The organism is Pseudomonas sp. TE3895, assembly GCF_056278855.1.
Window position 1 is genome coordinate 5,761,661 of the sequence record NZ_JBWBQE010000001.1, and the last position, 14,333, is coordinate 5,775,993.

The window sequence follows — 14,333 nt, forward strand, 5'->3', positions numbered from 1 at the left end:
CATTACCGCTTGCATCGGTGTTAGGGCCTCGGGCCGCTTGCGCTCCATATTGGGGGGCGTTTGGCAACATTGAGAGGAGTGATCGGCATGATTCATCACGTTGTGGGGCTGTTTACCCATCCCGATCAGGAATGGCGGGAGATTCGTGGCGAAGAAGAAACCATCAGCCACATGTACCTGACACACACCCTGATCCTCGCGGCGATTCCTGCCGTTTCGGCGTTTATTGGCACTACCCAGGTGGGCTGGGTGATCGGTGACCGGCCAGCAGTGATGCTGACCATGGAAAGCGCAATCTGGATGAGCATCATGTCCTACCTGGCCATGCTCGCCGGGGTGGCGGTAATGGGCGCGTTCATCCACTGGATGGCCCGCACCTACGATGCCAACCCGTCCATGGCGCAATGCATCGCTTTTGCCACCTACACCGCCACCCCCTTGTTCATCGGCGGCCTGGCGGCGCTTTACCCGCACCTGTGGCTGGGCATGCTGATCGGCACTGCCGCCATCTGCTACACGGTGTACCTGCTGTATGTCGGCTTGCCGACGTTCATGAACATACCGTCGGATGAAGGCTTCCTGTTCTCCAGCTCGGTGCTGGCAGTGGGCTTGGTGGTACTGGTGGCTATCATGGCCGCTACCGTGATTATCTGGGGACTGGGCGTGGGGCCCGTCTACACCAACTAGAACAGACCGAACCAACACTGGGGCATCAACCAGGGGCCGCCGCAAGGCGGCCTCTGGCTGTGCGCTGACCGGTGACTCGGCAAGCCACCTGCGCTTGCGGCATAATGCCTGGTCAGGAGAACCGCCCCGCCATGCCCGAGCAGCTCAAACAACGCGTCGAAACCTGTTACCAGCAAGCCGAAGCCTTTTTCAAACGCCGCTTCCCGCGCCCCGAAGTCAGCTTCAAACTGCGCGGGCAAAAAGCCGGCGTCGCCCACCTGCACGAGAATCTGCTGCGCTTCAACCTGCAGCTCTATCGCGAAAACCAGGAAGACTTCCTGCGCCAGACCGTTGCCCATGAAGTGGCACACCTGGTTGCTCACCAGCTGTTTGGCGACCGCATCCAGGCGCATGGTGAAGAGTGGCAGTTGATCATGCGCGGGGTGTATGAACTGCCGCCCAATCGTTGCCACAACTATGACGTGCAACGGCGCGCAGTGACCCGCTACATCTACCGCTGCCCGTGCCCGCAAAGCGACTTCCCGTTTACCGCGCAGCGGCACAAGCTGGTGCACCAAGGGCGGCGATACCTGTGCAAGCGGTGCCGGGAAGTCCTGGTGTACAGCGGCGAGACGCGGGTCGAATAGATCGGGGGTCGCCTGCACCGGCCCTTTCGCGGGCAAGCCCGCTCCTACGGGGTTTGCGCAATTCCCGGGACGTGCGCTGCACCCGTAAAGGGCTGGAACAGGCAATACACAAATCCCAGGCATAAGAAAGGCGACCCGAGAGTCGCCTTCCTGTACCCGCCTGCGCCTTACTTCTCGACGAAGGCACGCTCGATCAGGTAGTCACCCGGCTCGCGCATGCGCGGGGAGATCTTCAGGCCGAAGCTGTCCAGCACTTCGCTGGTCTCGTCGAGCATGCTCGGGCTGCCACAGATCATCGCGCGGTCGTCTTGCGGGTTGATCGGCGGCAGGCCGATGTCGCTGAACAGCTTGCCGCTGCGCATCAGGTCGGTCAGACGGCCCTGGTTTTCGAACGGCTCGCGGGTCACGGTTGGGTAGTAGATCAGCTTGTCGCGAACCGACTCACCGAAGAACTCGTTCTGCGGCAGGTGCTCGGTGATGAACTCGCGGTAGGCCACTTCGTTCACGTAGCGCACGCCGTGCACCAGGATCACTTTTTCAAAGCGCTCGTAGGTTTCCGGGTCCTGGATGACGCTCATGAACGGCGCCAGGCCAGTGCCGGTGCTCAGCAGGTACAGGTGCTTGCCAGGATTCAGGTCGTCGAGCACCAGGGTGCCGGTAGGCTTCTTGCTGATGATGATCTCATCGCCTTCCTTCAGGTGCTGCAGCTGCGAGGTCAGCGGGCCGTCCGGCACCTTGATGCTGAAGAATTCAAGGTGCTCTTCCCAGTTTGGCGAAGCGATGGAGTAGGCACGCATGAGCGGACGGCCGTTGTCCTGCTGCAGGCCGATCATCACGAACTGACCGTTCTCGAAGCGCAGGCCCGGGTCGCGGGTGCACTTGAAGCTGAACAGGGTGTCGTTCCAGTGGTGCACACTGAGGACACGTTCGTGGTTCATGTTGCTCATCGATGGGGCTCCTGAAGAAAAACGCGCGCGCAAAGCGCACAGTTGCGCAATAGTTTAGGGGCAGCGACAATATCTGTTAACTGGATTATCAAGATATGTGTTATCGGTTATATCGATATGCGATTCACACTCCGTCAAATGCAAGTCTTCGTCGCCGTCGCCCAGCACCAAAGCGTCTCTCGGGCCGCCAGCCTGTTGGCGCTGTCGCAGTCGGCCGCCAGTACCTCTATCACGGAACTGGAGCGGCAATCGAGCTGCCAGCTGTTCGACCGTGCCGGCAAACGCCTGGCCCTCAATGCCCTGGGCCATCAATTGCTGCCACAAGCAGTAGCCCTGCTTGACCAGGCCAAGGAAATCGAAGACCTGCTCAACGGCAAATCCGGTTTCGGCTCACTGGCGGTCGGCGCCACCCTCACCATCGGCAACTACCTGGCCACCCTGCTGATCGGCAACTACATGCAGACACACCCGGAAAGCCAGGTAAAACTGCATGTTCAAAATACTGCGCATATCGTGCAACAGGTCGCGCACTACGAAATTGATCTGGGTCTAATCGAAGGTGACTGCAATCACCCCGACCTGGAAGTTCAGCCGTGGGTCGAGGACGAACTGGTGGTGTTCTGTGCGCCACAGCACCCACTGGCGAAACTGGGCCGCGCCGATATCGAAAGCCTTTCGCAGGAGGCGTGGATCCTGCGCGAACAAGGCTCAGGCACGCGCCTGACCTTCGACCAGGCCATGCGCCATCACCGCGCCAACCTTAATATTCGCCTGGAGCTGGAGCACACCGAAGCGATCAAGCGCGCGGTGGAGTCGGGCCTGGGCATCGGTTGCATTTCACGTCTGGCCCTGCGCGACGCCTTCCGCCGTGGCAGCCTGGTACCTGTGGAAACACCGGAGCTGGACCTGCTGCGCCAGTTCTACTTCATCTGGCACAAACAGAAGTACCAGACCTCGGCCATGCGTGAGTTTCTGGAGCTATGCCGCAGCTTCACTGCGGGCTTTACCCGCAGTGACGAGATCGTGCTGCCGCCGATCGCTTAAAGCAGGATCACTCCCCACACCAGCGCCACCATGGTCAGTGCCACCAACTGTGCGGCGCTGCCCATGTCCTTGGCATTTTTCGACAGCGGGTGGCGCTCCAGCGAAATGCGATCGATGGCCGCCTCCACCGCCGAGTTGAACAGCTCGACGATCAGCCCCAACAGGCAAACGGCGATCATGATTGCCCGCTCGGCGCGGCTGACCGGCAGCCAGAAGGCGATCGGGATCAGCACCACGTTGAGCAGCACCAGCTGGCGGAATGCGGCTTCGCCCTTGAAGGCGGCACGCAGACCGTCCAGCGAGTAACCAGCGGCGTTGAAGATGCGTTTGAGGCCGGTCTGGCCCTTGAATGGCGATGTCATGTGAGTCACTTCACAGCAGAAAGGCCAGCAGACTAGACCGGCTCGGGTCAAAAAAGCGTGAAGCCATGCGCAGTCAGTTGCTGGCAACCGATTCAAGTTGTTGCAGCAGCAATGCAGCCTGGGTCCGGGTACGCACGCCCAGCTTGCGGAAGATCGCGGTCACGTGGGCCTTGATGGTCGCTTCCGACACGCTCAGCTCATAGGCGATCTGCTTGTTCAGCAAGCCTTCGCAGACCATGGTCAGTACGCGGAACTGCTGCGGCGTGAGGCTGGCCAAGCCTTCGCTGGCGGCCTTGGCCTCGGCCGAAACATCGACCTTTTCGAACGCCTGCGGCGGCCACCAGACCTCGCCATCAAGCACCTTGCGTACCGCATCCTGGATCACTTCCAGGGTGCTGGACTTGGGAATGAAACCACTGGCGCCAAACTCGCGGGACTTGACCACCACGGCGGCCTCTTCCTGTGCCGAAACCATCACCACGGGGATCTGCGGGTACTGCCCGCGGAGCAGCACCAGACCGGAAAAACCGTAGGCACCCGGCATGTTCAAGTCCAGCAGCACCAGGTCCCAGTCGGCTTTTTCGCTCAGGCGGGTTTCCAGTTCGGCAATGCTCGCGACTTCGACCAGACGCACATCGGGGCCAAGCCCGAGGGTAACGGCCTGGCGCAGGGCGCCACGGAACAGTGGGTGGTCATCGGCAATCAGGATTTCGTATGTGGCCATCGATCTAAGGATCCTGTTCTGTGCCAGGCACTCGAGTGGAAGGGAAGCGCCCGGCGGGGAATCGGCGCCAAGGATGCCGAGCACGGTCAAGGGAGATCAAGCCAATCGCCCTGCCGTCTCGCCCACCCTGGCTGCCAGCTCCGTCATTATGAACCAAAGCAGGGGTTGTGCCCCTTGGACTATAGGAAGGTATGCAAACGCTGGTGGGTGTCGTCCTGCTCGTCAAGCGGTAGCCGCCGTTTGCCGCTCAGGTAATGCAGGCTGAACACATCAAGGTAAGCATCCAGCGCCTGCGAAGCCTGGCTATCGCCAGCAAGGTCCAGGCACATGGCCGCAACTTCTGCCGTACAGAAATGATCATCGCGCTTGGAGCGCCGCAGGCGGTAGCGCGACATCTGCTCGGCTTGCAGGCTCAACACCGGGAAGCGGTCCAGGTACGGGCTTTTGCGGAACATCTTGCGCGCTTCGGTCCAGGTGGCATCCAGCAGGATGAACAGTGGACGCTTGCCCGGCTCGCGCACCACCTCGCTGACCACCCGCTCCTGGGCAACGAACTCGCCCGGAAAAACGATATAGGGCTGCCAGCGCGGGTCATCGAGCAAGGCCAGCAGGCGCTCGTCAACCGCGGTGCGCAACCAGCCGAAGGCCCAGGTGTCTTCAATCAGGTCGGCAATCAACCAGCCGGTGTTGGTGGGCTTCAGCGGCTCGGTGTCGTGCATCAGCAGGCACACACCTGCGTCAGCCTGCACCCTAGGCTTCCAGGCACACAGGCAATGGGTGGCGATGACCCGGCAATCCGGGCAACGCTCGGCACGCGAGCCACGGGCGATGAAAGGCTTGTTGCTGCGGGCCAGGCGTTCGGCGCGCAGACGCGCTACCGCATGGCTCATGCCGGCAGGCCTCTGGACAGATTGAAAATGGGCACAAGGATGACTCGGAGAAAACAAGGCGGCCAGTCTACCAGAACAGGTGGCAATTGCTGTGCAGCCGGCAATGCGCTCCTTATAATCGGGTTTCTACCGTGCCGGTCCTCGCCACGCGTAATTTTACGGAACGCCGTTGACCCGCGCATGTCAAAGCGCCAGTCATCGAACCAGGAGAGATTCATGCTGCGCCTTATCGCCCCCGCCCTGAGCCTGCTGCTGGCCCTGCCTCTGGCAGCCCAGGCGGCATCCAAGCAGGATTACGACCTGAACACCCTGCTGCAGAAGGTCGCCAAAGAGAGCAGCGTCGGCACCCCACGCGCAATCAACGAGGACATCCTCGATCAGGGTTACACCGTTGAAGGCAAGGCGCTGGTCAACCACCTGAGCGTACGCCAGAGCCACGCAGCACGCATGCAGGCCAACCCTGAGCAGGTGCGCAGCCAGCTAGGCGACAGCGTGTGCCGCAACAACGGCTTCCGCAACCTGATGTCCAAGGGCGCCGTCATGGTCTACCGCTTCACGGTCTACAAGACCAACCAGCCAGTCATGGACCAGGCCTTCGACAACGCCAGCTGCGTGGCCGGCAACAAGAAGAAGTAAGCACAGCGTTAACGCTACACCTTCTCGTCCTCATGAGCGCGCCAGCGCCCTTCAACGGCATCGGCGCGCATCTCCGCCAACAGCGCCTGCAAGTATCGCGACCGACACTCCAGCCCCGACAGCCTGCGGCGGCACTCGGCTTCAAGGCTCAGGTGATGCACCTGGGCCGCGTTCTCCAGCTGCTGGTAGAGCTGCCAGTCCACTTCGATGACCAAGCGATGCATACCGCCACCTCCTGCATCGACACGTTTCACTCTACCAGTTAACCAAACCCGTGCTGCCGATGGCCGCAGGCCGACAGGCGGCTGCGCCGAACACCTCGGCACGATCGGGCGCAAGGGTCTAGATTGAGGTCAGAGGTATTGGTGCAGAAGGAGACGTCGCATGCCTTACCATTCGAATGAACTGCTGTTCAGCCATTTCCGCGACAACAATATCGACCTGAGCAATATCGAAGCACAACTGCAACTGGTTGCCCCCAACAGCCCTAACCTGCCGCTCTACCGCGACATGATGCTGACCATCCTGCGCATGGCCCATGACGACAGCGACCGCTGGAGCGCCAAGATCACCCTGCAGGCCCTGCGCGAACTGGACCAGTCGTTCCGCACCCTGCAGCGCTACAAGGGCCGACGCAAAGTGACCGTGTTCGGCTCGGCACGCACCCCGCTCGAGCATCCGATGTACGCGCTGGCCCGCGAGCTAGGTGCCACTCTGGCGCGCTCCGACCTGATGGTTATCACCGGCGCCGGCGGCGGCATCATGGCGGCCGCCCACGAAGGCGCCGGCAGCGAGCACAGCCTGGGTTTCAACATCACCTTACCCTTCGAACAACATGCCAACCCGACGGTGAACGGTACCGACAAACTACTGCCGTTCCACTTTTTCTTCATCCGCAAGCTGTTCTTCGTCAAGGAGGCCGATGGCCTGGTGCTGTGCCCTGGCGGCTTCGGCACCCTGGATGAAGCGCTGGAAGTGCTGACCCTGATCCAGACCGGCAAAAGCCCACTGGTGCCGGTGGTGCTGCTGGACTCACCGGGCGGCAGCTTCTGGCGTGACTGCCTGGACTTCATCAGCCGCCAGTTGGAAGAAAACCGCTACATCCTGCCCAGCGACCTGAAGCTGGTGCGCCTGGTACACAGCGCTGACGAAGCGGTTGAGGAAATCAACCAGTTCTACAGCAACTACCACTCCAGCCGCTGGCTGAAGAGCCAGTTCGTGATCCGCATGCACCATGCGCTCAGCGAAGCGGCGTTGTATGACATTCAGGAAGGGTTTGCCGATTTGCGCCTGAGTGGCAAATATCACCAGCAAGCGGATAGCAGTGCCGAGCACGAAGTTGGCAATTACAGCCATCTGACCCGCCTTTCATTCGCCTTCAACGGCCGAGATCAGGGCCGCTTGCGTGAGCTGGTGGATTTCATCAACCTGCCGGAGAACTGGGCCAAGCCGCAACCCATGCATACCACGCAGAGGGCCAGGCAGGCGCTGAAAGTGAGTTGAGGCTTCGCTGTAACAGCTCGCGTGATACCTGCAGGAGCAACCTCAGGCTGCTCCTGCACCGGATTGGTTGTTGGACGCAGACCGTCGTAGGAGCGGGTTTACCCGCGAAAGGGCCGGACCTGCTGCCCAATCTCCCCGGCCATTCGCCGCCGCAGCCGCCACCGTATTCGCGGGTGAACCCGCGCCTACAATGGAATGGAGACAGCCTGGGGCATTTGGCAAAACAGATTATCCGCGACGTGCACGTGCCACTGTGGTTTCGAGCGTCAATAATCGTCGAGATCACGCCCGCTGAGCAGACGACCGATCATGTCCATGGGGAACCCACGGTAAGCCAGGAACCGGGTCTGCTGGGCGCGGCTACGCGGATCTTGCGGGCGCTGCCCGGCAAACTTGCGCTGCCACACATCTCGCATACGCTCGCCCCAATTCACCTCGCTTTCACGCAGGGCCTGGTCGATATCTGCACGCGCCAAACCACGCTGACACAGCTCTTCGCGAATACGCGCAGGGCCATAGCCAGAGCCGGAACGATAACGAATGAAACTCTCGAGGTAGCGGGCTTCACTAAGCAGCCCTTCTTCGGCGAGCCGATCGAGTTCAGGCTCGATCAACTCGTCCGAAGCGCCGCGCTGACGCAACTTGCGCGTCAGCTCGACTCGACCGTGCTCACGTCGTGCAAGCAGGTCCATGGCTGTCCGCCGGATGGCGACGGGGGTGTCGAGTACGGCAGACATATTTGGCTATCTACTGCGCAATCAATAACCGGCGTCAGCGTCGGCCATGTCATCGGCATCAGCTTCGGCAGCCGCAGCTTTGCCGGCTTCAGCAGCAGCACCCGCTTTCAGCAACTTCTCACGAATCTGCTTCTCGATCTCGGCACCAATAGCCGGGTTCTCAGCCAGGTACTTGGCAGCGTTGGCTTTGCCTTGACCGATCTTGTTGCCTTGGTAGGCGTACCAGGCACCGGACTTCTCGACCAAGCCCTGAGATACCCCCAGATCAATGATCTCGCCGTTACGGTAGATACCTTTCCCGTAAAGAATCTGGAACTCAGCCTGACGGAACGGAGGCGAGACCTTGTTCTTGACGATCTTGACGCGGGTTTCGCTGCCGACCACTTCGTCGCCTTCCTTGACCGCGCCGGTACGGCGGATGTCCAGACGGACCGAAGCATAGAACTTCAGGGCGTTACCACCGGTAGTGGTTTCCGGGCTGCCGAACATCACACCGATCTTCATACGGATCTGGTTGATGAAGATGACCAGGCAGTTCGCGTTCTTGATGTTACCGGTGATCTTGCGCAGCGCCTGGGACATCAGCCGGGCCTGCAGGCCCACATGCATGTCACCCATCTCGCCTTCGATCTCGGCCTTCGGTACCAGCGCGGCAACGGAGTCGACAATGATCACGTCGACCGCGTTGGAACGCACCAGCATGTCGGTGATTTCAAGGGCCTGCTCACCGGTGTCCGGCTGCGAAACCAGCAGGTCATCGACGTTGACGCCCAGCTTGCCGGCGTACTCAGGGTCAAGGGCATGTTCGGCGTCGACGAAGGCGCAGGTAGCACCGTTCTTCTGCGCTTCAGCGATGACAGACAGGGTCAGCGTGGTCTTACCCGACGATTCCGGGCCGTAGATCTCGACGATACGGCCTTTTGGCAGACCGCCGATGCCCAGGGCGATATCCAGGCCCAGCGAGCCGGTGGAGATGGCCGGAATGCCTTGACGCTCATGGTCACCCATGCGCATGACCGCGCCTTTACCGAATTGGCGTTCGATCTGACCCAGGGCCGCAGCCAAGGCGCGCTTCTTGTTGTCGTCCATTGAAATCCTCACGTGTTCGACTTGGCCCTGACGGCCGGAATACCTGTATAAGTAGCCAGTATTATTCCACAGGCAGACGCCCGCGCAAACCCCTGTCGTCGATTTACTCGGCACCAAGCTGTAACAAGCCGTCTAACGCGGCGATCACCGTCTGTCGGCGCACCGCCTCGCGGTCACCGTCGAACTGCCGACGCTCGCTGAACACCCGGCTACCGTCACCCCAGGCCAGCCACACAGTGCCCACTGGTTTGGCTGGCGAGCCGCCGTCCGGCCCGGCCACACCACTCACCGCCACGGCAAACCGTGCGCCACTGGCAGCCTGAGCCCCACGGGCCATGGCTTCAACCACTTCCTGGCTGACTGCCCCCACCTGACCGAACAACGCTTCAGGCACCCCCAACTGGCGGGTTTTCTGGGCATTGGAATAGGTGACGTAACCGGCTTCGAACCAGGCCGAGCTGCCAGGTATGCGGGTGATGGCTTCGGCAATGCCACCACCGGTGCATGATTCGGCGGTAGTTACCTGCGCATTGAATCGGCGCAGGTGCTCACCCAGGCGGGTGGCGAGCGTGGTGATCGGGTCCATGCAGGGTGCTCCTTGAGGGCGGCTCTCTACCCTACCACCCTGCTTCGGGCTCTGGCTTAGGAAACTTTCAGGCTGGCCCGGGCGATTTCGCTGAACGCCAGTTCGTCACGCTGCCCCAGCCGCGGCAGCCCGTCAGGCCACTCCCGGCTCCAGTCAAAGCCGCCCAGCGTGCGCATGTCCTCGATTGCCGAACGCCACCAGACCACCTTGCACGCGCGCTGGTAGTCATCACCACTCATCACACTGCCGTAGAGCAACTTGCGGCCGATGCCACGCAGTTCCCGGGGTACATGCCTGAGGCTCCATTTCACCGAGAGCCGAGCCAACCACGAGGGCACCGGGCGATGTGCCGGCACCTTCAGGGCCAGACCTGGCATCTTCGAATGAAAATGCTCGCCATGCCGGGCAAAGAAGATTTCTAGAATGGCATGCACGTACTGCTTCATCGCAAAGTAATGGCTGATCACGCCGCGCGCCTCGTTGATCGGCGCGCTATGCAATTCGAAGGAAAAGGCGATCTGCTCGATCGTATGCAAGTCACGGGCATACGGCGTCCAGTCGTCAATCCGGACGATGGCGCGCTCGGCGATGCCAACGTTGTCGCGGGTAAAGCCCATGACACCGCTGTTACACAGCCGCAAGTCATCGGCCGGTGCTTCGCCCGACTCCGCAAGCCCCTCGACGAAGCTGCGGTAATAGCTGCTGCGCGAGGCCTCGGCCCAGCTCATTTCCACCTCGTCGACCAAGAATTGCCCGGTATCGACCTGGCTGAACAGCTTTTGCGGCGACTGCAGAAATACCGTATCGGTATCGATGAACACGGTCTTGTCCGCCCACTGCCCGGCCTGGGCAATGGCGCAGGCCTTGCGCCGATGGGTGTAGCCGCCGTCGCCGGCCCAGGCCTGCAAGGTCTGCTCGTCCAGTGTGATCACTTCCACCGGCCAGCCGGCAAAGGCCTGTGGCTGGTCGGTAAGCACGCGGATCACCGGCAACTCAGCCGGCTTGCAACGAGCCAGGGCGGTAAGGATGCTAAGTTTTGCCTCCAGCTGATAGATCCGGCACTTGCCATAAAGGAGGTAGATCAGCTGTTGCGTTACATAAGGGACAGGGCTGGACACATTCATCTTGCAGATCAGGGCTAGGGGCATTCGTCGAGGGGCGCGCATTCTAGAGGGTTACGCGGTGCAGCTCCACCATTGCCCGCCAGACTGCGCGCATGCCCCAAAGCACGCGCCTGCATCGCAACGAAAAAGCCTGTACCATTACGGGTTTACCATCGCCAACCAGATCCCCCCTGTAAGGCCCTGAATGTCAGATCTTTCCGCACACACACCGATGATGCAGCAGTACTGGAAGCTGAAAAACCAGCACCCGGACCAGCTGATGTTCTACCGCATGGGCGACTTCTACGAGATCTTCTACGAAGATGCGAAAAAGGCCGCGAAACTGCTGGATATCACCCTGACCGCCCGCGGTCAGTCGGCCGGCCAGTCCATCCCCATGTGCGGGATTCCGTTCCATTCGCTGGAGGGCTACCTGGCCAAGCTGGTCAAGCTCGGCGAGTCGGTGGTGATCTGTGAGCAGATCGGCGACCCCGCCACCAGCAAGGGCCCGGTGGAGCGCCAGGTGGTGCGCATCATCACCCCCGGCACGGTCAGCGACGAGGCACTGCTCGACGAGCGCCGCGACAACCTGATTGCCGCACTGCTCGGTGACGAGCGCCTGTTCGGCCTGGCGGTACTGGACATCACCAGCGGCAATTTCAGCGTGCAAGAAATCAAGGGCTGGGAAAACCTGCTGGCCGAACTCGAGCGCCTGAACCCGGTCGAGCTGTTGATCCCCGACGACTGGCCACGGGACCTGCCTGCGGAAAAACGCCCAGGCGCCCGCCGCCGCGCCCCCTGGGACTTCGACCGCGACTCGGCACGCAAGGCCCTGTGCCAACAGTTCGCGACCAAGGACCTCAAGGGCTTCGGCTGCGACAAGCTGACCCTGGCCATCGGTGCCGCCGGCTGCCTGCTGACCTACGCCAAGGAAACCCAGCGCACCGCGCTGCCGCACCTGCGCAGCCTGCGCCACGAGCGCCTGGACGATACGGTCATCCTCGATGGGGCCAGCCGCCGCAATCTGGAGCTGGACATCAACCTGGCCGGCGGGCGCGACAACACCCTGCAATCGGTGATCGACCGCTGCCAGACCGCCATGGCCAGCCGCCTGCTGAGCCGCTGGCTGAACCGCCCACTGCGCGACCTCAAGGTGCTGCAAGCACGCCAGGACTCGATCCGCTGCCTGCTCGACAGCTACCGCTTCGAGAAGCTGCAGCCGCAGCTGAAGGAGATTGGCGATATCGAGCGGATCCTCGCCCGTATTGGCCTGCGCAATGCCCGCCCGCGCGACCTGGCACGCCTGCGCGATGCACTGGGTGCGTTGCCAGAGCTGCAGAACGCCATGACCGAGCTCGAAGCGCCGCACCTGGCGCGTCTGGCGGCCATTACCGGTACCTATCCGGAACTGGCCAGCCTGTTGGAGCGGGCGATCATCGATAACCCGCCGGCGGTGATCCGCGACGGCGGTGTACTGAAAGCCGGCTATGACAACGAACTGGACGAGCTGCTGGCAATCAGCGAGAACGCCGGTCAGTTCCTGATCGACCTGGAAACCCGGGAAAAGGCCCGCACCGGCCTTGCCAACCTCAAGGTCGGCTACAACCGCGTGCACGGCTACTTCATCGAACTGCCGACCAAGCAGGCCGAGCAGGCCCCGGGCGACTACATCCGCCGCCAGACCCTCAAAGGCGCCGAGCGCTTCATCACCCCGGAGCTCAAGGCGTTCGAGGACAAGGCATTGTCGGCCAAGAGCCGCGCCCTGGCCCGCGAGAAGATGCTCTACGACGCGCTGCTGGAAACCCTGATCAGCCACCTGGCACCGCTGCAGGACAGCGCCGCCGCCCTGGCCGAACTGGATGTGCTCAGCAACTTGGCCGAGCGCGCACTGAACCTCGACCTGAGCTGCCCACGCTTTGTCGACGAGCCTTGCCTGCGCATCGAGCAGGGCCGCCACCCGGTGGTGGAACAGGTACTGACCACGCCGTTCGTGGCCAACGACCTGGGCCTGGACAACAGTACGCGCATGCTGATCATCACCGGCCCTAACATGGGCGGTAAATCGACCTACATGCGCCAGACTGCGCTTATCGTGCTCCTGGCCCACATCGGTAGCTTCGTGCCGGCAGCCAGCTGCGAGCTGTCGCTGGTCGACCGCATCTTCACCCGCATCGGCTCCAGTGACGACCTGGCCGGCGGGCGCTCGACCTTCATGGTGGAGATGAGCGAGACCGCCAACATCCTGCACAACGCCACCGACCGCAGCCTGGTGCTGATGGACGAAGTGGGCCGCGGTACCAGCACCTTCGATGGCCTGTCGCTGGCCTGGGCCGCCGCCGAGCGCCTGGCCCAGCTGCGTGCCTACACACTGTTCGCCACCCACTACTTCGAACTGACCGTGCTGCCGGAGAGCGAGCCGCTGGTGGCCAACGTGCACCTGAACGCCACCGAGCACAATGAACGCATCGTGTTCCTGCACCACGTGCTACCCGGCCCTGCCAGCCAAAGCTACGGCCTGGCCGTTGCACAGCTGGCCGGCGTACCGACGGCAGTGATCCAGCGTGCTCGCGAACACCTTGGCCGGCTGGAAACCACCAGCCTGCCCCATGAGCAGCCTGCGGCCCACAAGGCCAAGGACGCGCCACAAGTGCCACACCAGAGCGACTTGTTTGCCAGCCTCCCTCATCCAGCCATCGAGAAGCTGGGCAAGCTGCAGCTGGACGACATGACCCCGCGTCAAGCTATCGAAATGCTATATCAACTAAAGAACCTGTTATAACGGCGCCCATTACAAGCTGGTAGAATCCGCCGCGGTTTGCTGGTGCTGCAGGTTATTAGCCTGGCCTGCAGCCACATACCCGTAAACCGCGCGGCCCTGAGAGGAAGGGCCGCCGCCGTCGCCTGAGGAGAGAATTAGAAATGACCTTCGTCGTCACCGACAACTGCATCAAATGCAAATACACCGACTGCGTGGAAGTCTGTCCGGTGGACTGCTTCTACGAAGGCCCGAACTTCCTGGTCATCCACCCGGACGAGTGCATCGACTGCGCCTTGTGCGAGCCGGAGTGCCCAGCGCAAGCCATCTTCTCGGAAGACGAAGTGCCTTCTGGCATGGAAAACTTCATCGAGCTGAACGCCGAGCTGGCGGAAATCTGGCCGAATATCACCGAGCGTAAGGACGCCCTGCCGGACGCTGAAGAATGGGATGGCAAGCCTGGCAAGATTGCCGACCTGGAGCGCTGATAGCGCCCAGACGCGAAAAAGGCCCTTCGGGGCCTTTTTTGTTTTCCTACGGGCAAAAAAAGGGGCGGTTTGACCCGCCCACATTTTTTTCCGTAGTCCCTGCTTGTCCCAAACATCATCCTGATGAAATCGCTTCTTGCGATGTCCCTGGCCTTC

Annotated in this window: 16 protein-coding genes; 7 read left to right on the forward strand and 9 right to left on the reverse strand. The window is 61.7% G+C overall.

The genetic code is table 11. The features are described 5' to 3' along the window. The first annotated feature begins 87 nt into the window (after positions 1-87). Entirely contained in the window at positions 88-687 is a 600-nt protein-coding gene (locus ACZ889_RS26060; RefSeq protein ID WP_003252385.1) for a Yip1 family protein, read from the forward strand. A 131-nt stretch (positions 688-818) separates the two neighbouring features. Continuing rightward, positions 819-1,313, forward strand: coding sequence for a SprT family zinc-dependent metalloprotease (locus ACZ889_RS26065; RefSeq protein ID WP_010952701.1), 495 nt, complete (start codon positions 819-821; stop codon positions 1,311-1,313). 167 nt (positions 1,314-1,480) lie between these two features. On the opposite strand, the gene fpr is transcribed toward ACZ889_RS26065, so the two are convergent. Beyond that, positions 1,481-2,260: a ferredoxin-NADP reductase gene (gene fpr / locus ACZ889_RS26070; RefSeq protein WP_003252381.1), complete on the reverse strand. Its 780-nt coding sequence runs from the start codon at positions 2,258-2,260 to the stop codon at positions 1,481-1,483. 117 nt (positions 2,261-2,377) lie between these two features. On the opposite strand from fpr, the gene finR reads away from it, so the two are divergent. Beyond that, complete coding sequence (finR, locus tag ACZ889_RS26075) at positions 2,378-3,304, forward strand: LysR family transcriptional regulator FinR (protein WP_004574844.1); 927 nt, start codon at positions 2,378-2,380, stop codon at positions 3,302-3,304. Here finR and ACZ889_RS26080 read toward each other — a convergent pair. From ACZ889_RS26080 to ACZ889_RS26090, 3 genes are all read right to left on the reverse strand, one after another. Further along, positions 3,301-3,666, reverse strand: a complete 366-nt coding sequence (locus ACZ889_RS26080; RefSeq protein WP_003252377.1) for a diacylglycerol kinase — start codon at positions 3,664-3,666, stop codon at positions 3,301-3,303. The two genes, finR and ACZ889_RS26080, sit on opposite strands and share 4 nt — an antisense overlap. A gap of 73 nt (positions 3,667-3,739) precedes the next feature. Continuing rightward, positions 3,740-4,390, reverse strand: coding sequence for a response regulator transcription factor ErdR (gene erdR, locus ACZ889_RS26085; RefSeq protein ID WP_003252375.1), 651 nt, complete (start codon positions 4,388-4,390; stop codon positions 3,740-3,742). Positions 4,391-4,569: 179 nt separating this feature from the next. Then, positions 4,570-5,280, reverse strand: coding sequence for a tRNA-uridine aminocarboxypropyltransferase (locus ACZ889_RS26090; protein ID WP_004574842.1), 711 nt, complete (start codon positions 5,278-5,280; stop codon positions 4,570-4,572). A 216-nt stretch (positions 5,281-5,496) separates the two neighbouring features. On the opposite strand from ACZ889_RS26090, the gene ACZ889_RS26095 reads away from it, so the two are divergent. Then, entirely contained in the window at positions 5,497-5,916 is a 420-nt protein-coding gene (locus tag ACZ889_RS26095) for a quorum-sensing-regulated virulence factor family protein (protein ID WP_003252372.1), read from the forward strand. 14 nt (positions 5,917-5,930) lie between these two features. Here ACZ889_RS26095 and ACZ889_RS26100 read toward each other — a convergent pair whose 3' ends face one another. Beyond that, on the reverse strand, positions 5,931-6,140 hold the full coding sequence (locus ACZ889_RS26100) for a hypothetical protein (RefSeq protein WP_003252370.1): 210 nt from the start codon (positions 6,138-6,140) through the stop codon (positions 5,931-5,933). 160 nt (positions 6,141-6,300) lie between these two features. On the opposite strand from ACZ889_RS26100, the gene ACZ889_RS26105 reads away from it, so the two are divergent. Continuing rightward, positions 6,301-7,419, forward strand: coding sequence for an LOG family protein (locus ACZ889_RS26105; RefSeq protein WP_003252368.1), 1,119 nt, complete (start codon positions 6,301-6,303; stop codon positions 7,417-7,419). 266 nt (positions 7,420-7,685) lie between these two features. On the opposite strand, the gene recX is transcribed toward ACZ889_RS26105, so the two are convergent. The 4 genes from recX to ACZ889_RS26125 all read right to left on the reverse strand — a co-directional run bounded on the left by recX (position 7,686) and on the right by ACZ889_RS26125 (position 10,955). Continuing rightward, positions 7,686-8,156, reverse strand: a complete 471-nt coding sequence (gene recX, locus ACZ889_RS26110) for a recombination regulator RecX (protein WP_003252366.1) — start codon at positions 8,154-8,156, stop codon at positions 7,686-7,688. A 21-nt stretch (positions 8,157-8,177) separates the two neighbouring features. Beyond that, positions 8,178-9,245, reverse strand: coding sequence for a recombinase RecA (gene recA, locus ACZ889_RS26115; RefSeq protein WP_003252365.1), 1,068 nt, complete (start codon positions 9,243-9,245; stop codon positions 8,178-8,180). A gap of 103 nt (positions 9,246-9,348) precedes the next feature. Further along, positions 9,349-9,831, reverse strand: a complete 483-nt coding sequence (locus ACZ889_RS26120) for a CinA family protein (RefSeq protein WP_180689374.1) — start codon at positions 9,829-9,831, stop codon at positions 9,349-9,351. Between the two features lie 56 nt (positions 9,832-9,887). After that, positions 9,888-10,955 (reverse strand): hypothetical protein, encoded by a 1,068-nt coding sequence (locus tag ACZ889_RS26125; protein WP_180689373.1) that lies wholly within the window; start codon positions 10,953-10,955, stop codon positions 9,888-9,890. A gap of 184 nt (positions 10,956-11,139) precedes the next feature. On the opposite strand from ACZ889_RS26125, the gene mutS reads away from it, so the two are divergent. Continuing rightward, positions 11,140-13,713 carry a DNA mismatch repair protein MutS gene (mutS, locus tag ACZ889_RS26130; protein ID WP_003252357.1) on the forward strand — a complete coding sequence of 858 codons (2,574 nt, stop codon included), beginning with the start codon at positions 11,140-11,142 and terminating at the stop codon, positions 13,711-13,713. Between the two features lie 140 nt (positions 13,714-13,853). Next, complete coding sequence (fdxA, locus tag ACZ889_RS26135; RefSeq protein WP_003252355.1) at positions 13,854-14,177, forward strand: ferredoxin FdxA; 324 nt, start codon at positions 13,854-13,856, stop codon at positions 14,175-14,177. Positions 14,178-14,333: the final 156 nt, after the last annotated feature.